At 67.2% G+C, this 18,074-nt stretch carries 21 protein-coding genes and 1 pseudogene; 13 read left to right on the top strand and 9 right to left on the bottom strand.

The genetic code is table 11. From position 1 onward, the window contains the following. Positions 1-18: 18 nt before the first annotated feature. The 7 genes from ACWDTP_RS20190 (at position 19) to ACWDTP_RS20160 (ending at position 6,810) form a co-directional block, all read left to right on the top strand. Positions 19-1,197: an acyl-CoA dehydrogenase family protein gene (locus ACWDTP_RS20190; RefSeq protein WP_450022934.1), complete on the top strand. Its 1,179-nt coding sequence runs from the start codon at positions 19-21 to the stop codon at positions 1,195-1,197. Positions 1,198-1,213: 16 nt separating this feature from the next. Further along, positions 1,214-1,972, top strand: a complete 759-nt coding sequence (locus tag ACWDTP_RS20185; protein ID WP_450022932.1) for an SDR family NAD(P)-dependent oxidoreductase — start codon at positions 1,214-1,216, stop codon at positions 1,970-1,972. Positions 1,973-1,976: 4 nt separating this feature from the next. After that, positions 1,977-3,200 (top strand): CaiB/BaiF CoA transferase family protein, encoded by a 1,224-nt coding sequence (locus tag ACWDTP_RS20180; protein WP_450022930.1) that lies wholly within the window; start codon positions 1,977-1,979, stop codon positions 3,198-3,200. Positions 3,201-3,215: 15 nt separating this feature from the next. Beyond that, positions 3,216-4,364 carry a thiolase family protein gene (locus ACWDTP_RS20175; protein WP_450022928.1) on the top strand — a complete coding sequence of 383 codons (1,149 nt, stop codon included), beginning with the start codon at positions 3,216-3,218 and terminating at the stop codon, positions 4,362-4,364. Between the two features lie 9 nt (positions 4,365-4,373). Beyond that, positions 4,374-5,522, top strand: a complete 1,149-nt coding sequence (locus ACWDTP_RS20170) for an acyl-CoA dehydrogenase family protein (protein WP_450022926.1) — start codon at positions 4,374-4,376, stop codon at positions 5,520-5,522. A gap of 116 nt (positions 5,523-5,638) precedes the next feature. Further along, a complete protein-coding gene (locus ACWDTP_RS20165) occupies positions 5,639-6,292 on the top strand; it encodes a TetR/AcrR family transcriptional regulator (protein WP_450022924.1) in 654 nt (217 codons plus the stop codon). A 14-nt stretch (positions 6,293-6,306) separates the two neighbouring features. Beyond that, the gene (locus ACWDTP_RS20160; protein WP_450022922.1) at positions 6,307-6,810 is read left to right on the top strand and encodes a hypothetical protein; all 504 of its coding nucleotides are present in this window, start codon (positions 6,307-6,309) and stop codon (positions 6,808-6,810) included. 95 nt (positions 6,811-6,905) lie between these two features. Here the strand turns inward: ACWDTP_RS20160 and ACWDTP_RS20155 are convergent. Next, positions 6,906-7,417, bottom strand: a pseudogene (locus ACWDTP_RS20155) (cytochrome P450); the annotation flags it as partial. Between the two features lie 66 nt (positions 7,418-7,483). Here ACWDTP_RS20155 and ACWDTP_RS20150 point away from each other — a divergent pair. Next, positions 7,484-7,843, top strand: a complete 360-nt coding sequence (locus tag ACWDTP_RS20150; protein WP_450022920.1) for a methyltransferase domain-containing protein — start codon at positions 7,484-7,486, stop codon at positions 7,841-7,843. 33 nt (positions 7,844-7,876) lie between these two features. Further along, positions 7,877-8,320, top strand: coding sequence for a hypothetical protein (locus tag ACWDTP_RS20145; RefSeq protein ID WP_450022918.1), 444 nt, complete (start codon positions 7,877-7,879; stop codon positions 8,318-8,320). A 4-nt stretch (positions 8,321-8,324) separates the two neighbouring features. Here ACWDTP_RS20145 and ACWDTP_RS20140 read toward each other — a convergent pair whose 3' ends face one another. The 4 genes from ACWDTP_RS20140 to ACWDTP_RS20125 are packed head-to-tail and all read right to left on the bottom strand — an operon-like array spanning position 8,325 to position 12,280. After that, on the bottom strand, positions 8,325-9,293 hold the full coding sequence (locus tag ACWDTP_RS20140; RefSeq protein WP_450022916.1) for an NADPH:quinone oxidoreductase family protein: 969 nt from the start codon (positions 9,291-9,293) through the stop codon (positions 8,325-8,327). Further along, positions 9,290-10,252, bottom strand: a complete 963-nt coding sequence (locus ACWDTP_RS20135; protein ID WP_450022956.1) for a phosphotransferase family protein — start codon at positions 10,250-10,252, stop codon at positions 9,290-9,292. The genes ACWDTP_RS20140 and ACWDTP_RS20135 overlap by 4 nt, the downstream gene beginning before the upstream one ends. Before the next feature lie 53 nt (positions 10,253-10,305). After that, entirely contained in the window at positions 10,306-11,607 is a 1,302-nt protein-coding gene (locus tag ACWDTP_RS20130; protein WP_450022914.1) for an acyl-CoA dehydrogenase family protein, read from the bottom strand. Then, positions 11,579-12,280, bottom strand: a complete 702-nt coding sequence (locus tag ACWDTP_RS20125) for a TetR/AcrR family transcriptional regulator (protein ID WP_450022912.1) — start codon at positions 12,278-12,280, stop codon at positions 11,579-11,581. Before ACWDTP_RS20125 ends, ACWDTP_RS20130 begins: the two co-directional genes overlap by 29 nt. A gap of 175 nt (positions 12,281-12,455) precedes the next feature. On the opposite strand from ACWDTP_RS20125, the gene ACWDTP_RS20120 reads away from it, so the two are divergent. The 4 genes from ACWDTP_RS20120 to ACWDTP_RS20105 are packed head-to-tail and all read left to right on the top strand — an operon-like array spanning position 12,456 to position 15,172. Further along, positions 12,456-13,739 (top strand): cytochrome P450, encoded by a 1,284-nt coding sequence (locus ACWDTP_RS20120; RefSeq protein WP_450022954.1) that lies wholly within the window; start codon positions 12,456-12,458, stop codon positions 13,737-13,739. Next, positions 13,736-13,930, top strand: a complete 195-nt coding sequence (locus ACWDTP_RS20115; protein WP_450022910.1) for a ferredoxin — start codon at positions 13,736-13,738, stop codon at positions 13,928-13,930. The genes ACWDTP_RS20120 and ACWDTP_RS20115 overlap by 4 nt, the downstream gene beginning before the upstream one ends. A 16-nt stretch (positions 13,931-13,946) precedes the next feature. Beyond that, a complete protein-coding gene (locus tag ACWDTP_RS20110) occupies positions 13,947-14,246 on the top strand; it encodes a DUF1330 domain-containing protein (protein WP_450022908.1) in 300 nt (99 codons plus the stop codon). Positions 14,247-14,257: 11 nt separating this feature from the next. Further along, the gene (locus ACWDTP_RS20105) at positions 14,258-15,172 is read left to right on the top strand and encodes an LLM class F420-dependent oxidoreductase (RefSeq protein WP_450022906.1); all 915 of its coding nucleotides are present in this window, start codon (positions 14,258-14,260) and stop codon (positions 15,170-15,172) included. 6 nt (positions 15,173-15,178) lie between these two features. Here ACWDTP_RS20105 and ACWDTP_RS20100 read toward each other — a convergent pair whose 3' ends face one another. The 4 genes from ACWDTP_RS20100 to ACWDTP_RS20085 all read right to left on the bottom strand — a co-directional run. Beyond that, positions 15,179-15,955, bottom strand: coding sequence for an alpha/beta fold hydrolase (locus ACWDTP_RS20100; protein WP_450022904.1), 777 nt, complete (start codon positions 15,953-15,955; stop codon positions 15,179-15,181). 9 nt (positions 15,956-15,964) lie between these two features. Then, on the bottom strand, positions 15,965-16,162 hold the full coding sequence (locus ACWDTP_RS20095; protein WP_450022902.1) for a ferredoxin: 198 nt from the start codon (positions 16,160-16,162) through the stop codon (positions 15,965-15,967). Then, positions 16,159-17,361, bottom strand: coding sequence for a cytochrome P450 (locus tag ACWDTP_RS20090; RefSeq protein ID WP_450022900.1), 1,203 nt, complete (start codon positions 17,359-17,361; stop codon positions 16,159-16,161). The genes ACWDTP_RS20095 and ACWDTP_RS20090 overlap by 4 nt, the downstream gene beginning before the upstream one ends. 88 nt (positions 17,362-17,449) lie before the next feature. Beyond that, the coding region (locus tag ACWDTP_RS20085) for an NAD(P)-dependent oxidoreductase (protein WP_450022898.1) at positions 17,450-18,074 on the bottom strand (625 nt) is incomplete at its 5' end.

Genomic DNA, 18,074 nt, shown 5'->3' with positions numbered 1-18,074 from the left:
CAACGAGTGTCGGGTGGGATGAACTTCGAGCTGACCGATGACCAGCAGCTGATCCGCAAGTCGGTGGCGGAGCTGTCGGCCAGGTTCGATGACCACTACTGGATGGCCAAGGACCAGGCCCACGAGTTTCCGCAGGAGTTCTACGACGCCATCGCCGGTGGCGGCTGGCTCGGCATGACCATTCCCGAGGAGTACGGTGGCCACGGTCTCGGCATCACCGAGGCCACCATCCTGGCCGAGGAGGTGGCCCGGTCCGGCGGAGCGATGAACGCGGCCAGTGCGATTCACCTTTCGATTTTCGGCATGCAGCCGGTGGTCGTGTTCGGCTCCGACGAGATGAAGGCGGCGACCCTGCCCCGGATCGTCAACGGGGACCTGCATGTGTGTTTCGGCGTCACCGAACCGGGTGCAGGCCTGGACACCTCCCGGATCAGCACCTTCGCCAAGAAGGACGGCGATCACTACATCGTCAACGGGCGCAAGGTCTGGATCTCCAAAGCCCTTGAATCCGAGAAGATCCTGCTGCTGGCCAGGACCGAGAGCCGCGACGACGTGCAGAAGCGGGGCGGAAAGCCGACCGAGGGTCTATCCCTGTTCCTCACCGATCTCGACCGCGACCGGGTCGAGATCCGGCCGATCAACAAGATGGGGCGCAACGCCGTCAGCTCCAACGAGCTGTTCATCGACGATCTGCGGGTGCCGGTCGAGGACCGGATCGGCGAGGAGGGCAAGGGATTCGGCTACATCCTGCACGGGCTCAACCCGGAACGCATGCTGATCGCCGCCGAGGCGCTCGGTATCGGCCGGGTGGCCCTGGACCGGGCCGTGAAATACGCCAACGACCGCGTGGTGTTCGACCGGCCGATCGGTATGAACCAGGGCATCCAGTTCCCGCTGGCCGATTCGCTGGCCCGGCTCGATGCGGCCGAACTGGTCCTGCGCAAGGCCACCTGGCTCTACGACAACGGCAAACCGTGCGGGCGCGAGGCCAATATGGCCAAGTATCTGTGCGCCGACGCGGGATTCGGTGCGGCGGACCGCGCATTGCAGACCCACGGCGGGATGGGGTACTCGGAGGAGTACAACATCTCGCGGTTCTTCCGGGAGTCCCGGCTGATGAAGATCGCCCCGGTGAGCCAGGAGATGATCCTGAACTTCCTCGCCGCGAACGTTCTCGGCCTGCCCAAGAGCTACTGAGGAGATTTCGGAATCCATGAGGACCTATTTCGACCTGACCGGGCGTTCGGCACTGGTGACCGGGGCCGGTGCCGGAATCGGTGCGGCGGTGTCGGAGGCACTGGCCGCCGCGGGCGCCTCGGTGCTGGTCACCGATATCAGCGGTGACGCCGCTGCCGACGTTGCCGCGCGGATCAACACCGCCGGCGGCAAGGCCGACAGCACAGCGCTTGACGTCAGCGACCGCTGCGCCGCCGAGGCCGCCGCCGAGCGGGCGGCCGGACTCGGTGAGGGCAGGCTGCACATCGTGGTCAACAACGCCGGCGTGACGTCGCCGGCGATGTTCCCCAAGCTGACCGATGAGACGTTCCGGATGACGTTCGACATCCACGTCATGGGTACCTTCCACGTCACCCAGTCCGCGCTGCCGCACATCCCGACCGACGGCACCGGACGCATCATCAACGTCACCTCGTCGGCAGGTATCACCGGCACGCTGGGCCAGGTGAACTACTCGGCGGCCAAGGCCGGTCTGATCGGGGTCACCAAATCGCTGGCCCGCGAGCTGGCGGCGAAGAACATCATGGTCAACGCGCTGGCCCCGCTGGCGGCCACGCCGATGACCGAAACCATCCGCACCAACGAGAAGTTCGCGGCCAGCATGATGAACCGGATCCCACTCAAGCGCTGGGCCGAGGCCGAGGAGGTCGCCGGCGCGTTCGTCTTCCTGGCGTCGGATGCCGCGTCCTACATCACCGGTCAGGTGCTGCCGGTCGACGGCGGCATGGTTATGTGAACTTGTGAGCGAATCTCAAAGGGCGCCGCTGGCCGGTGTCACCATCGTTGCGCTCGAACAGGCGGTGTCCGCGCCGATGTGCTCGCGGGTACTGGCCGACTTCGGTGCCCGGGTCATCAAGGTGGAGAATCCGAAAGGCGGCGACTTCGCCCGCGACTATGACGATGTGGTGAATGGTCTTGCCGCGCACTTCGTCTGGGCCAACCGCGGCAAGGAGTCGATCTCGCTCGACCTGAAATCGGCCGAGGGAATGCGGGTGCTGCACCGGCTGCTGGAGGGCGCCGACGCGCTGGTGTCCAATCTGGCCCCGGGGGCGATGGCCCGGATGGGGCTGTCGCCCGGCGATCTGGCCGAACGCCACCCGCGGCTGATCCCCGTGGAGATCGACGGGTACGGCCCCGGTGGGCCGTTATCGCACAAGCGCGCCTACGACCTGCTGGTCCAGGCCGAATCGGGGGCGTGCGCGGTCACCGGCCATCCGGATATGCCGGCCAAACCCGGCCCCCCGGTCGCCGACATCTCGACGGGGCTGTACGCCGCGTTGTCGATCATGGCGCTGCTGATCGGCCGGTCCCGGCGGCCCGACGGCGCGCCTGCCCCGGCCGTGGCGGTCAGCCTGTTCGACACCATGACCGACATCATGGGTTACCCGCTGACCTACACCCAGCATTCGGGCGTCGACCAGCAGCCGCTGGGGATGAGCTCGCCCGCGGTGGCCCCCTACGGTGCCTTTCGCACCCGCGACGGGCAGACCGTCGTGCTGGGCACCACCAACGACCGGGAATGGCAGCGGCTCGCCCGCGAGATCATCGACCGGCCCGACCTCGCCGACGATCCGCGTTTCGCCACCAACTCCGACCGGTGCTCTCGCCGCGATGTCCTCGCCGAGGCGATCGGGTCCTGGTGTGCCCGGCACGATCTCGCCGAGATCCAGCAGATCGCCGACGACGCCGGTATCGGCAACTCACGCTACAACCGGCCCAGCGAGGTCATCGTGCACCAACACCTCAAGGACCGCGACCGCTGGCGGCCGGTCTCGACGCCCACCGGGGAGATCTCCGCGCTGCTGCCGCCGCCCGTCATCGCCGGGTACGAGCCGCCGATGGCCGCCGTCCCTGGCCTCGGGCAGCACACCGATGCCATCCTGACCGATATGGGTCTGTCCGACGCCGAGATCGCCGCACTGCGCGAGCAGGGTGCGATCGGCGCGGCCTACCCGACATCCTGAGATCGGAGCACTCCCATGCGTGAAACCGTCATCGTCGAAGCCGTCCGGACCCCCGTCGGCAAGCGCAACGGCGGACTGTCGGGCTTCCATGCCGCCGACCTGTCCGCGCTGGTGCTCAACGAGCTCGTGGAGCGGGCCGGTATCGGCCCGGACATCATCGACGATGTGGTGTGGGGTTGCGTCTCCCAGGTCGGCGATCAGTCCAGCAACATCGGCCGCTTCGCGGTACTGGCCGCGGGCTGGCCCGAACACATCCCCGGCACCACGGTCAACCGGGCCTGCGGATCCAGCCAGCAGGCACTGGATTTCGCGGTGCAGGCGGTGATGTCGGGCCAGCAGGACGTCGTGGTCGCCGGCGGCGTCGAGGTGATGAGCCGGGTTCCGTTGGGGGCGGCCCGCGCCACCGGCCAGCCGTACGGCCCGAAAGTGCTTGACCGGTACCGGGATTTCTCGTTCAACCAGGGACTCTCGGCCGAGATGATCTCGCAGAAATGGGGCCTGGACCGGACCCGGCTCGACGAATACTCGGTCGCATCGCATGAGCGGGCGGCCGCCGCTCAGGACAGCGGCGCGTTCGAAACCCAGACCATCACAGTGTTTCCCGACGACGGGGATCCCGTCATCGCCGATGAGGGTGTGCGGCGGGGGACTACCGTGGAGAAGCTGGCCGGGCTCAAACCCGCGTTCGCCGAGGACGGCGTGATCCATGCCGGCAATTCGTCGCAGATCTCTGACGGGGCCGCGGCACTGCTGGTGATGACCGAGGAAAGCGCTGTGGCAATGGGACTTTCGCCCATCGTGCGGTATCGGGCCGGCGCGGTGTCGGGTGCCGACCCGGTGCTGATGCTGACCGGCCCGATACCGGCCACCGAGAAGGTGTTGCACAAGGCGGGCGTGCGGCTCGACGAGATCGGGGTGTACGAGGTCAACGAGGCGTTCGCGCCGGTGCCGCTGGCGTGGCTGGCCGAGACCGGCGCCGACGAGGCCAGACTCAACCCGCTGGGCGGGGCGATCGCGCTGGGCCACCCGCTCGGCGCATCCGGTGCGGTGCTGATGACCCGAATGATCAACCACATGCGCGACAACGGGATTCGACTCGGATTGCAGACCATGTGCGAAGGCGGCGGTACCGCCAACGCCACCGTCGTCGAACTACTCGGCTAGGAGACTCCAGTGCAGCGGAACCTGTTCACCGAGGATCACGAGGCGTTCCGGGGGCTGGCCCGGGATTTCATCGAGAAGGAGGTGGTGCCCGCCTATCCCGAGTGGGAGAAGGCGGGCCGGATGCCTCGCGACGTCTTCAAGCAGATGGGTGAGCTGGGCATGCTCGGCATGGCTATCCCCGAGGCGTACGGCGGTGCGGGCATCGCCGACTACCGCTACAACGTGGTGTTGCAGGAGGAGGCGGCCAGGGCGCTGGTGACGCTGTCGACGGTGCGCACCCAGCTCGAGGTCATCCTGCCCTACTTCCTGCACTACGCGAACGATGAGCAGCGGCAGCGCTGGTTCCCCGGGCTGGCCGCGGGCACTCTGCTGACCGCCGTCGCGATGACCGAACCCGGCACGGGTTCCGACCTCGCGGGTATGCGCACCACCGCCGTCCGGGACGGCGACGACTACGTGCTCAACGGGGCCAAGACCTTCATCACCGGCGGAATCCAGGCCGACCTCGTCATCGTCGTCGCCCGTAGCTCGACCGACCCGGAGAACCGCCGAAAAGGCTTGACCCTGTTGGTGGTCGAGGACGGTATGCCCGGTTTCGAGCGGGGCCGTGAACTGGAGAAGATGGGCTGCAAGGTGCAGGACACCGCCGAACTGTCGTTCACCGACGTCCGGGTGCCCGCGGCCAATGTGCTCGGTGACGAGGGGGAGGCGTTCGGCTACCTCGGGCACAACTTGCCGCAGGAGCGGCTCACCGTCGCGGTCGGATCGGTCGCCCAGGCCCGCTCGGCCATCGCGGCGGCCGTCGACTACACCCAGACCCGCAAGGCGTTCGGCACCCCGGTGGCGTCGTTCCAGAACACCAAGTTCGAGCTGGCGGCGTGTTCGGCCGAGGTCGAGGCCGCCCAGGCGATGGTCGATCGGGCGGTCGCGCTGCATGTCGGCGCGGAGCTGTCCGGGGCCGACGCGGCCCGGGTGAAACTGTTCTGCACGGAGATGCAGGCCAGGGTCATCGATCGTTGCCTGCAGCTGTTCGGCGGGTACGGCTACATGATGGAGTACCCCATCGCCCGGCTGTACACCGATGCCAGGGTGGCCCGGATCTACGCCGGCACCAGCGAGGTCATGAAGGTCATCATCGCCAAGTCGCTGGGCCTGTGACCTCGGCCGTTCACATCGGCTGAGGGCTGTCAAGATTTACCTTTCCTGAGACCCTTGTCACATCGCCAAAACCAACCTACTGTGTGTTCACTAGGTTGGTTCGACGAAGGAGTTCGGTGACTTCGGTGTCTGGGGCCCCCGGGCCGTCTGAGGGCGCAAGGCCCTACGCGACGCTGCTCGCCAAGGGGGAAGACCGCAGGCAGCGGATCCTTTCGGTGGCCGAGAAGCTGCTTGCGCGCAACGGTTGGCGCAACACCTCGCTGGCCCTGATCGCCAAGGAGGCCGGGGTCACGTCGGCAGGTCTGCTGCATCATTTCGAGTCCAAGGAACAGTTGCTCAATGCGGTCCTGGACGCACGCGACGACGATGACGACGCCCACGCCGACCGGTCCGGGGACCTGGCCGACGAGATCAAGCGGGTGGCCGAACGGTTCGTGCGGGCGCCCGAACTGGTCGGCACCTTCACCGTGCTGCTGGTCGAGAACATCCAACCCGACGCACCATTGCACGATCGTTTGCTGAAACGACAACAGGATGCGCGCGACATCGTCGCCGACATCATCGCCCGCGGCCAGCGCTGTGGCCGTTACCGCACCGACTTCGACGCGGCCACCAAGGCCGTGGAGATTCTCGCCTTCGTAAACGGAATGGAGACCTCATGGCTACTCGATCCCTCGCTCCCGCTGACGGACGTGTTCAAGGGGTACGCCGAGATGCTGGCCCGAGAGATCGAGGTGCCGGGTGGCCGCAACGAAGCGGCAGGCCTGTGAGATTGGAGGACGACATGAGGTATCGACTCGACGTCGTCGCACCGTGTGTGGTCGACGCGGTGCGGTTCGCCGGCGGCTGGCTGGTGGACCGGGTGATGGCCGGCTGGGATGTCACCGTCCTGATCGGTGCCGACGAGGACGTCCGCCCGCTGGAGATCCTCGGGGTCGACACCATCGACCTGGAGAGCGTGCTGGTGTCCTGGGAGGACCGTCCGCATCCCCAGACCGTCGCCGTCGCGGCGGATCTGTTCAACAGCGACGAACGGGTGCGCCGGGGTGTCCTCGGCGCCCTCGAACAGGGCAGCACCGAGGTCACGCTGTGGGGCGAGCAGTGCCCGGGCGATCTGAGCGTCGCCCCCGCATTGCACGAGTTGTCAGCCGCGGCACGCGCCTTCAAGGCCCAGGCACTGGCCGCGGTCAACCACCCCGAGGCGGCCTCGGTGTGCGGCACCGAGGCGTTCCGGTGCGGCAAGATGACCCGCCGATCGGTGCCGGCCGATCTCATCCCCGCCAGCTGAATTCGCGTTCGGTCGAGTGGCCAGTTATGGCACGAAACCCTCGAGATCGCGTGTCATAACTGGCCATTCGCGGTGGAGACGAAGGTGGGCATCGAGGCCCAGCCGCGGACCGCGGCAGTGGCGATGACCGTCAAATACAGCAGCAACTCGTCGCGGCGCAGCTTGCGCACCGTGCCGGTCTCGTCGGTGAATTCGGCGTTGAGCAGGGCGGTCATGATGTCGTCGGACGGATGTTCGGCACGCCAGTCGATGAACTCCGCGAACACCTCACCGGTGGCCAACGCATCGACCGTCTGCCCCTGCAGGTCTGCTCACCGTGGTCGGTGATCTGGCGCTGCCGGTCTTCAGGAATGCCCAGCAGCATGCCGATGACGCGCATCGGCATCTGCTCGCCGAGGTCGTTGACGAAATCGAACCGATCCGACCCGGCCAGCGGATCAAGGCACCGCGCCGTGAACTCGCGGATCTGCGGCTCGAGGGCCAGTACCTTACGCGGTGTGAATACCCGTGACAGCAGGTTGCGGTGAATGTTGTGGATCGGCGGATCTTCGAAGATCAGTGTTCCCGGCGGTATTACCATGCCGGACTTGATCAGTTCGAGCAGGGCGGTCGACTTGTCGCGCTGTTACAGTGCGTAGTGGAGATCAAACGAGCGCGCTAGAGGCGGCTGGCGATGAGGTTCGACGACGGTACTCGCGCGAAAATGCGAGCCAACAAGCGTAATTGGGACGCCCGCGCGCCGATCCACGCTGATAGCGCATTCTACGGAATCGGAGATCGCGACCCGTCGAGCTGGTTCGCACCGTTCGAGTGGCGCGACCTCGGCCGGCTCGACGGCTGCCACGTCTTGCATCTGCAATGCCACTTGGGCACGGAGACGATGGCCTTTGCGCTGAAGGGTGCGCACACCACCGGGCTGGATGTCTCCGATGTCTCCGTGCAGCAGGCACAGCGGATCGCGCGCGAGGCGGACCTGACCATCGAATACGTGCAAGCAGACGTATACGACGCGGTCGAAGTGCTCGGGGCGTAACGGTTCGATGTTGTTTACACGGGAAAGGGCGCGGTGTGCTACCTGGCCGATCTGACGGCGTGGGCGCAGACCGTATTCCGTCTGCTCAAGCCCGGTGGCTTCCTGTATCTCGTGGAATTTCATCCGCTGTTCAATGCACTGGGCCTCACTCACAAGCCGGATCTCACCGACGACTTGGTCATCCGCCACGACTATCTGGGTGGGCAGGGGGCCGTCGAACGCGACAGCACCCACACCTATACCGACGGTCCTGCGCTGGCCGGCGATACCCTGCATTACGAGTGGCCCCACGGCTTGGGTGAAGTCGTAACCGCCGTCGCACAAGCCGGGTTCGCCATCGAGGCTCTTACCGAGACGTCGCTTCTACCATGGCGCCGCTGGCCGCAGATGGTGCAAACCGACGACGGGTGGTGGACGATGCCAGGAAACCAGCCGCAATTCCCGGTCATGTACGGCCTCAAGGCCACCAGGCCCTAGCGAACTAGTAGCTGAGATCGATCACGACTTTGCCGACCGCCCGTCCGTCGGCGACATGCCGCAGTGCCGCAGCGGTGTCGGCCAGTGGATAGACCGCGCCGATATGCGGCCGGACCGTCCCGGTGGCGAGCAGCGCCCGTAGTTCGGACTCGTTGCGGGTGAACTCATCCGGGTCGATGTCCTGGAACTGGAAACCCATGACCTGAATGCCCTTGACCAGTACCAGGTTCAGCGGTATCCGCGGAATGACGCCCGACGCGTAGCCGACGGTGACGAACCGCCCACCGCGGCGCAGCGACCGCAAGGCGGGTTCGGACAGATCACCGCCCACCGGGTCGAGGACGGTATGAGCGCCGTCGGGCACGGCGGCCCGCAGCGCGGCCCGGAGATCGGCCCGGGTGTGGTTGACCAGCTCAGCGGCGCCGTAACCCGATGCCACGGAGAGCTTCTGGTCCGACGAGGCCACGGCCGTCACCCGTGCGCCGAGCGCGACCCCGAGTTGGACGGCGGCAAGACCGACGCCGCCGCCCGCACCGAGCACGATCATGTCGTCGCCGGGCCGCACCCGGGCCACCGACCGCAGCGCGTGAAACGCGGTGCGGTGTGCCACCCCGAAGGCGGCCGCGGTGCGGTCGTCGACACCGTCGGGGATGAGGGTCAGCGCCCCGGTGTCCACACCTGTCTCCTCGGCGAACCCGCCGAACAGCAAGGTCCCCGTCACCCGGTCGCCGACCACGAAACCCTCGGCATCCGGGCCGATTTCGGTGATGACCCCGGCGAACTCGCTACCCGGGACGAACGGCGGGGCCACGTTGACCTGATACCTGTCGGCCACCACCAGCACGTCGGGAAAGTTCACCGCGGCCGCGGCCACCCGGACCCGCACCTGGCCGGCCGCGAGGGTGGGGGAGGGCAGGTCCTCGACCCGAACCACCTCGGGCGGCCCGTGGACCGGGCAGACGGCGGCCCTCACCGGTAGTCGGTGGACGAGGCGAGTTCGGCCGCCGACGCCATCAGATCGGTCACCACCGGTCCGAAGGCCAACAGCTTCTCGTCGTCGCCTGCGCGCTGAAATCCCTGCTCCAGGACGATCGCCAGCTTCCACCTGGCCAGCACCAGGTAGTAGTCCAGATCGTCGACCTGGCGCCCCGACACTTCGGCATACCGCGCGACAACCTGGTCGCGAGACGGCATCCCGCGCATGTCGACGTAATCCATCTCCGACCAGGATTGCACCATCCAGGCCAGGTCGAGCTTGGGGTCGCCGACCGTACCCATCTCCCAGTCGACGATCGCGGCGAGCCGGGCCGGGGCGCCATGCCGGTACATCACGTTGGCGAACTGGTAGTCGCCGTGCATCAGGCCGGGGATGAAGTCGAGTGGCTTGTGGGTTCGCAGCCAGGCGGTCGCCACCTCCAGCCCGGGCAGGTCACGGCTCTTGATCCGGTCCAGGAAGCCGATCCAGCGGTCGACCTGCCGTTCGTGGAAGCCGTCGGGCCGGCCCAGATCGCCCAGCCCGCGGGCCCGCCAGTCCACCTTGGACAGCAACGCGATGCCCTCGGCCAGTTGGTAACTCAGCTCGGGCCGGCTGTCCAGATCACTGTCGAACGGTTCGGGCCAGACGCCGTGCCCGTCCATCGGTGACCAGCCGTCGACGAACCCCATCAGATAGAAGGGCCTCCCGAGTACGGCGGCGTCCGGGCAGACGCCGACCGCCGCGGTGTGCGGGACGTCGCTGCCGTCGAGGGCCTCGATGATGCGCCATTCCCGCAGAATGCCCTTGTCCCGGTCGGCGGGGGCCCCAGCCGGCGGCATCCGCAGGACGCAGGTGTCCTCGCCGCGCCGGATCTCGTATATGACGTTCTGGGTCCCGCCGGAAAGGAATTGGGCCGTCAACGGCTCGCCCGTGCCTGGCAGTCCGGCGTCGTCCATCCACCCGGCAAGCCGTGCGGTATCGAATTGCGCGGAGTCCCGCGCGGTATCGATCACTGGTTCCCCACCTCGGCCTCGAGGTACTCGGCGAACCGGGCCTTGGCCTCCTCGCGTTTACGCGGGATCCACTCGGTGGGCCAGGTGTCCTCGGTCGGGGTGTAATCCCGCAGCACCTGGCGGGCCACCGTGGTCTTGTGCACCTCGGTGGGCCCGTCGGCCAGGCCCATCACGGCCGCACCGGTGACCATGCCGAGGAACGGCATCTCGTTGGTGACGCCGAGGGCACCGTGAACCTGCATGGCCCGCCAGGCGATATCGTGCAGCACGGTGGGCATCGCCACCTTGACCGCGGCGATGTCCTTGCGGACCTTCTTGTAGTCGTTGTACTTGTCGATCTCCCACGCGGTGTAGAGCACCATCAGCCGGAACTGCAGCAGCTGCGCGTACGAGTCGGCGATGTAGCCCTGGACGAACTGTTTGTCGGAGAGCCGGCTGCCCTGCGTCTCGCGGCTCAGCGCACGCTCACACATCATGTCCAGTGCCTTGTGGGCGAGCCCGATGGTGCGCATGGCGTGGTGAATGCGGCCCCCGCCCAACCGGGTCTGTGCGATGACGAAGGCCTGGCCCTCGCCACCGAGCAGGGCGTCGTCGGGAACCCGGACGTTGTCGTAGTGGATCAGGGCATGCGAACCCTCGTTGTCCGGCTCGCCGTACAGCCCGACGTTGCGCACGATCTCGACGCCGGGGGTGTCGGTGGGCACCAGGAACATCGACATGCCCTGATAGGCGCTGACGTCGGGGTTGGTCACCACCATGACGATCAGGAACGACGCGGTTGCGGCGTTGGACGAGAAGAACTTCCAGCCGTCAATTATCCAGCCGTCGCCGTCGCGGACTGCGCGGGTGGTGAACAGCGTCGGATCGGCGCCGGCATGCGGCTCAGTCATCGAATAGCACGAGAACAGCTCCCCGTCGAGCAGCGGTCGCAGATAGCGATCCTTCTGCGCTTCGGTGCCGTAATGGGCGATGATCTCGGCGTTACCGGTATCGGGTGCCTGGCAGCCGAATACGATCGGCGCCCACTGTGACCGGCCCAGGATCTCGTTGAGGAGGGCGAGTCTGAGCTGGCCGTAACCCTGCCCGCCGAGGTCCGGGCCGAGGTGGGTGGCCCACAGCCCCTTTCGGCGCACCTCGTCCTTGAGCGGGTCGATCGCCTCGCGGCGCTTGCCGGCCAGCGGGGTGAACTGCTGATGAGGCCAGACCAGGTCGAGCGGCTCCACCCGGTCCCGGACGAACTCGTCCGCCCAGTCCAGCACCTTCTGGTATTCAGGGTCGGTCTCGAAATCCCATGCCATCATTGGCTCCTTGCGTTGGGCTGGTGAGAAGGTTGAAGCCGGCGATCAGCGCGGCGATGTCGCCTGCCACCACCTCGGAGAACGAACGCTCGCCGTAACCGCCTGCGGCCCAGTGCCGTACGCCTTCGCTGACCAGCATCTGCGCCAGCTGGGACAGGTGCGCCACGTCGACGCCCGCGCCGATCTTGCCATCGGCCTGTGCGCGCGCGAACAGCTCGCCGAACATGTCCGCGGAGGCCTCGTCCGGATCGGCACCGCCGGTCAGGATGCGGTGCTCGTGGCGGTAGCCCTCCAGGATCGTCTCGACGATGAGGTCGGGTGGGTTGTGCGCCATCGACCGTTCCAGGCTGCGCAGTGCCTCGGTGACCACCGCCATCACCTGGTAGCCCTCGGTCAGCAACGACTGCACCCGCTTCTGCGCGGACCGCGTCGAGAGCAGGCCCACTTCGAACAGCACATCCTCCTTGGCGGGGAAGTAGAAGTAGAACAGCGCTCGCGAGACCCCCGCGGCCCGGCAGATGTCGGCCACGGTCGTCTTGGCGTACCCGTTGGTCCGCCACAGTGCCATCGCGGCCTGCACCAGACCGCGTTTGGTCTCGCGCGACCTTGCCCGCTGATACGACGCCCGACGTTGACCACCGTCAGTCACGGTGGAGGCGCCGGATTTGGCCATGACCGGACAGTAGCAGCGTTTTCTTCTGATGAGAATAGTTGACGCGTGTCTAACTAGCTCTCGCGCGCGATGCGGCCCGAGCTCGCACGTTGACGCACACCCGGCACTGTGGAAATGTAATGTTCAAAGATGAGAGCCGCATTCTCGTGCGGTGCGGCAGGAACGGGAGCAGCGCATGTCGATCGACCCGACCGGTATCGATTTCTTTCGCGATGAACGATTGGTCGACAACCCGTATCCGTTCTTCGAGGCGCTGCGTGACAAATGCCCGGTCAGCCGGGAGGACCACTACGGCGTGACCATGGTGACCGGCTGGGACGAGGCCGTCGCCGTCTACAACGACGAGCAGACCTTCTCGTCGTGCATCTCGGTGACCGGACCGTTCCCCGGTTTCCCGGTGCCGCTGGACGGGCGCAGCGTCGACGAGGTCACCGCGCTGATCGAGAAGCACCGCGACGAGTTGCCGTTCAGCGATCAGCTGCCAACGCTCGACCCGCCCACCCATACCGATCACCGGTCGCTGCTCATGCGGTTGATCACGCCGAAGCGCCTCAAGGAGAATGAGGACGCGATGTGGCGGCTGGCCGACGAAGTGCTCGACGGCTACCTGGCCCAGGGCGAAGGGGATTTCATCAAGGGCTTCGCCAGCCCGTTCACCCTGTTGGTGATCGCCGACCTGCTCGGCATTCCCGACGAGGACCGCTCGGCGTTCGTGGACGGCATCAAACAGAACTCCGGCGGTGGAGTCGGCAGCACCAGCGAGAAATCGTTGTCGCACAGTCCGCTGGAGTTCCTGTACGGGCAGTTCGCCGACTACGTGACCGATCGTCGCGCGTATCCGCGCGACGACGTGTTGACCGGACTGGCCGCAGCGACGTTCCCGGACGGGTCGGTCCCCGACGTCGGTGATGTCGCCCGGGTCGCCACCAACGTCTTCTCGGCGGGCCAGGAAACCACGGTCCGGCTGCTCAGCACCGCGCTCAAAGTGCTCGGCGAACGCCCCGACATTCAGCAGCGGTTGCGCGAGGATCGCAGTCTGCTGCCGAATTTCATCGAAGAGGCGCTGCGCATCGAAAGCCCGGTCAAGGGCGATTTCCGGTTGTCGCGCTGCCCGGTAACGGTGGGCGAGTCCGAGCTGGGCGCCGGTGCCACCGTGATGGTGCTCAACGGCGCGGCCAACCGCGACCCACGCCGGTTCGAGGACCCCGATACCTTCGATCCGGCCCGCAAGAACGCCCGCCAGCACCTGGCCTTCGGGCGCGGGATCCACAGTTGCCCTGGGGCGCCGCTGGCGCGCGCCGAAACCAGGGTCGGGATCGAACGGCTGCTGGACCGCACCACCGATATCCGCATCTCCGATGCCGCCCACGGTCCCGCGGGTGACCGGCGCTACAGCTACATCCCGACCTTCATCCTGCGCGGGCTCACCGAACTGCACCTGGAGTTCGACGTCCGATGAGGGTGCAGGTCGACGAGGACCGTTGCGCCGGCCACGGCATGTGCCTGACGCTGTGCCCCGAGGTCTTCGAGATGTCCGACGACGGCTGGGCCGTCGCCGATCCCGAAGAGGTCCCCGCCGAACTGGCGGCCGCCGCCCACGACGCGGTGCAAAACTGCCCGGAACGGGCAATCGTCGAAACCAACGACTGACCAAGGAGATTCGAATATGGCCAACGGGCCCAAAGGCTATGTGATCCTCACCGAGGACATCAAGGACCCGGCAGGTATGGCCGAATACGCCAAGCTGGCCGGCAAGGCCATGGCCGGCGCGACCATCGTGGCCGTCGACCAGAAGCCCGAGACGATCGAGGGAACCTGGCACGGCACCCAGACCGTGGTGCTGGAGTTCGAATCGGTCGAGGCCGCCCGTGCCTGGTACCACTCCGATGCCTACCAGGCGGCCGCCAAGGTCCGCAGGGGCGCCGCCGACTGCAACGGCGTCATCCTCTCCGGTTTCCCCACCTGAAACCAATCGCCGTGCGTTTCAGCATCACCCACCCGATGCACACCCATCCCTACCACCCGGAGCTGGTGAGCGGGGCCGGCGTGACCGCGGTCGCCGCGGCAGCCGAAGCGGCGGGATTCGACGGTTTCGGGTTCACCGACCACCCGGCCCCCTCGCAGCGCTGGTTGGACGCCGGCGGGCACGACGCGGTGGACCCGTTCGTGGCGATGGCCTTCGCCGCGGCGGGCACCACGACGCTGCGGCTGGTGCCGAATATCGTGGTGCTGCCGTACCGGAACCCGTTCGTGGTGGCCAAATCCGCGGCCACCCTCGACCTGCTGTCCGGTGGCCGGTTCACCTTGGCGGTCGGGGTCGGCTACCTCAAACGGGAGTTCGCGGCGCTCGGGGTGCCCTACGACGAGCGCACCGAACTGTTCGACGAGGCGCTCGAGGTCATCCGGGACATCTGGACCGCCGACGAGTACACGTTCGATGGCAGGCATTTCAGTGCCCGAGGGGTCACCGCCCATCCCCGGCCGGTGCGCCCGCCGCCCATCTGGATCGGCGGCAACACCGCGGCGGCGCGGGCCAGGGTGGCCAGACACGGTGACGGCTGGTGCCCGTTCGCGGCGCCGCCCGGCCTGGCCAGGACTGCGGGGACGGCGGCCATCGACTCGCCGGAGCGTCTCGCCGTGGGCATCGAGGACCTGCGTACCAGGGTCGCGGCGGCCGATCGCGATCCGGATGCGATTGACGTCGTGTTCAACAACTTTGAGGGCGGAAACCCGGGCGACGACGACTTCGAACCCGACGCGTATCTGGCGGGCGTCGACAAGCTCGCGGCGCTCGGGGTGACCTGGTTGCATGTGACGTTGCCCGGCGACAGCCTGGCGCATGCGCTCGACGCCATCGAGGGCTTCGGCAGTGCGGTGATCGACGCGGCGTAGCGGTCCTCAGGCCGGCGTCAGCGGATTGACCGGCGTGGTCGTCGTGGCGTGTACGAGCAGGCCCGCCAGTTCGCGCGGGCGGCTCAGAAACGGCGAATGCGACGCGTCGATGGTCAGTTGCTCGACACCGAGGCGCCGGGTCACGGTGTCGGCGAGCCAGCGCGGCATGGACCGGTCCTGCAGACACCGGATGAAACTGCGGGGCAGGTCCGCAGCCCAGAACCGGGGCACCGACACCGGCGTCACGGTGGTGTCGCCGAACCGCTCGGGGCCCAACCGCTCGAAAGCCCACCGTGCGGTCGCCTCGTCGCAGTCATGGTAGAAGTACCGCCACGCGCCGTCGAAATCGGCGAAGGTCATCGCGCCGTCATCGTCGAAATTCAAGTAGCCCAGCATTTCTCCGACGTCGCCGTCGAAGTCGTCGTCGAGTTCGACCGGGCCGTTCTCGGCCGAGCGCATCGCCATGGCCTCGGGGTAGGTGCGGCCTTCGCGCGGCAGCGCGGCGGCGAGATACACGATGTGGCGCACCAGACCCGGTGCGGCATCGGCGGCCAGGGTGGCATCGAAACCGCCGCCCGAATGCCCGACCAGCACATCGCCTGGCCGCATGGCCGCGACGATCGCGGCCCGCCGGTTGGCCAGCGTCGATTCTTCGGCGACCCGGGCGCCGTGTCCGGGCAGATCCACGGCCACCGCGTCGTGACCGAGAGCCCGCAGCTCGGCGATCGTTCGTTCCCAGCACCACGCGGCGTGAAAACCGCCGTGTACGAAGACGAACCGCATCGAGCGGCCCTACTCGTCCTCGATGGAGATGGCCTGGCGCGGGCACTGCCGTACCGCCTCGCGCACCGCGCCCTCGTTCTCCGGGGTCACATCCTCCTGCAGCAGGTGCAGATAATCGTCGTCGTCGAGGTCGAAAACCTCCGGAATGACGCCCATGCAGACACCGTTGCTCTCGCAGAGTCCGAAGTCGACGACGATCCTGCTCACGGCAGCCTCCGAACCGGCACGTGGGAGTAGCCGGACACGTTCTGCATGTGGACCCGCCGCAGCCCGTCCCAGTTCACCTCGTAGCGCGGCATGAAGTCGAGCAGTTTCTCCAGCGCGATCGAGCTCTCCATCCGGGCCAGCGCCGCACCGAGGCAGCTGTGAATGCCGTAGCCGAGTCCGAGGTTCTGGGCCTCGGTGCGGTCGCGGTCGATGTCGAATGTGTCGGCATCGGTGAAGGCGTCGGTATCGCGGTTGGCCGCGGCGCTGATCAGGAACACCGCCTTACCGGCCGGGATGGTGCCGCTGGGTACGTGCGCCTCTTTCAGCGTGTAGCGCACGTTGTATTGCACCGGGCCCTCGTAGCGGAGCAGTTCCTCAACGGCGGCAGGCACTTTGTCGCGATCGGCGAGCAGTTTGCACCACTGGTCGGGGTTGCGCGCGAACAGCACCATCGCGGTGCCCACGAGCTTGGTGACGGTCTCGGCGCCGGCCCCGCCGAGCAGGGTGGCGAATCCGGTGATCTCGATGTCATCGAGGCGGCGCAGGTCGCCGTTCTCGCCGGGGATCTCGGCGGCGATCAGCCGGCTGACCATATCGTCCTGCGGGTCCTCGCGGCGCTTCTGCACCAGCGAGTAGTAGTAGATGGCGGTGTCGATGTTGGCCTGGGCGCCGGCCTCGGAGTACCCGATCTGCCCGGGTTCGCGGGACAGGCTGGTGTCGATCCAATGCCGCACCTGCTGGCGGTATTCGGGGTCAACGCCGGCCATCCGGGTGATGACCTCGACCGGGAACGGTCCGGAGAAGTCCTGGACGATGTCGAACTCGTCGGAATCGATCCGACCCAGATAGTGGTCGATCTGCTCGACCACGGTGTTCTTCTGGGCCTGGACGGCCCGCGGGGTGAAGGCCTTGTTGAGCAGGCTGCGCATGTGCCGGTGATCGGGGGGATCCATGAAGATGATCGACTTCTGCGGTGGCTCGTCGCCCTGGACCATCGCCAGATCACAACCCCGCGACGAGGAGAAGGTCTCGTGGTCCTTCAACGCCGCCGCGACATCCTCATGGCGGGTGAGCGCGTAGAAGTCCCGCTCCTGGCTGTAGTACAGCGGAGTTTCCCGCCGCATCTGCCGGTAGATGTCGAACGGGTTGTCGAAGTATTCGTCGGAGAACGGGTCGAAGATCACCTGGGGCTTGGTCATGGGCTCCTCCTCCACGGCGGCCGGCGCCGGAAGCGCTATGAGAGGCGTTACGGGATTGGGCTAAACTGTAACGCTAACAGTAACCCGCTCATGAGTTGTTGAAAAGCGCGGAATCGGGGACTGTCGCGATGCCGAGCAGGCTGTCGAAATGACTGAGGTCAGTACCCAGCTCCTCGGCTACCCCGCGGACCACCGCCACGTCCTTGCCGATGAATTCGCCGACCCGATCGATGAATGCCCCGGTCGAACCGGTGGCGGCGATGCCGGCGAGGGCACGGCTCGCGGCGCTGCCGTGGGTGAGTGCGGTCAACAGGGTCTGCTCGTCGACGCCGAACGTGCCGCCGATGCGCACCCCCTCGGCCACCAATCCGATCTGGGCGGCGAACAGCGCGTTGTTGATGAGTTTGACGCGCTGGCCCGCCCCGGCCGGGCCGACGTGCAGTACCGGGTCGGCATAGGCGGACAGGACCGGGCGGGCCCGGTGGACCGCGTCGTCGGTGCCCCCGGCGAAGACGGTCACGGTGCCTGCGGCGATATCGTGCGGGCCCCCGCTCACCGGAGCGTCGATCACCGCCACGTCGTGGTCGGCCGCACGGGCCGCGAGGTCCTCGGCGGTGCGGGGGCTCCCGGTGGTGTGCAGGACGAGTACCGAACCGGGCGCCATGGTGCCGATCAGGTGATCCGAGCAGAGTTCGCGGACCTGCTCGTCGGTG

It is taken from the genome of Mycobacterium sp. NPDC003449 (assembly GCF_053588415.1).
The sequence above is the reverse complement of the archived record's forward strand: the minus strand, read 5'-3'. Positions and strand labels throughout refer to the sequence as shown.

What these genes read in the sequence shown, in the direction of transcription:
- ACWDTP_RS20190 (WP_450022934.1), top strand. Translation starts at nt 19, where the DNA reads ATGAACTTCGAGCTGACCGATGACCAGCAGCTGATCCGCAAGTCGGTG.
- ACWDTP_RS20185 (WP_450022932.1), top strand. Translation starts at nt 1,214, where the DNA reads ATGAGGACCTATTTCGACCTGACCGGGCGTTCGGCACTGGTGACCGGG.
- ACWDTP_RS20175 (WP_450022928.1), top strand. Translation starts at nt 3,216, where the DNA reads ATGCGTGAAACCGTCATCGTCGAAGCCGTCCGGACCCCCGTCGGCAAG.
- ACWDTP_RS20160 (WP_450022922.1), top strand. Translation starts at nt 6,307, where the DNA reads ATGAGGTATCGACTCGACGTCGTCGCACCGTGTGTGGTCGACGCGGTG.
- ACWDTP_RS20150 (WP_450022920.1), top strand. Translation starts at nt 7,484, where the DNA reads ATGAGGTTCGACGACGGTACTCGCGCGAAAATGCGAGCCAACAAGCGT.
- ACWDTP_RS20135 (WP_450022956.1), bottom strand. Translation starts at nt 10,252, where the DNA reads ATGGACGACGCCGGACTGCCAGGCACGGGCGAGCCGTTGACGGCCCAA.
- ACWDTP_RS20130 (WP_450022914.1), bottom strand. Translation starts at nt 11,607, where the DNA reads ATGGCATGGGATTTCGAGACCGACCCTGAATACCAGAAGGTGCTGGAC.
- ACWDTP_RS20125 (WP_450022912.1), bottom strand. Translation starts at nt 12,280, where the DNA reads ATGGCCAAATCCGGCGCCTCCACCGTGACTGACGGTGGTCAACGTCGG.
- ACWDTP_RS20120 (WP_450022954.1), top strand. Translation starts at nt 12,456, where the DNA reads ATGTCGATCGACCCGACCGGTATCGATTTCTTTCGCGATGAACGATTG.
- ACWDTP_RS20115 (WP_450022910.1), top strand. Translation starts at nt 13,736, where the DNA reads ATGAGGGTGCAGGTCGACGAGGACCGTTGCGCCGGCCACGGCATGTGC.
- ACWDTP_RS20110 (WP_450022908.1), top strand. Translation starts at nt 13,947, where the DNA reads ATGGCCAACGGGCCCAAAGGCTATGTGATCCTCACCGAGGACATCAAG.
- ACWDTP_RS20100 (WP_450022904.1), bottom strand. Translation starts at nt 15,955, where the DNA reads ATGCGGTTCGTCTTCGTACACGGCGGTTTTCACGCCGCGTGGTGCTGG.
- ACWDTP_RS20090 (WP_450022900.1), bottom strand. Translation starts at nt 17,361, where the DNA reads ATGACCAAGCCCCAGGTGATCTTCGACCCGTTCTCCGACGAATACTTC.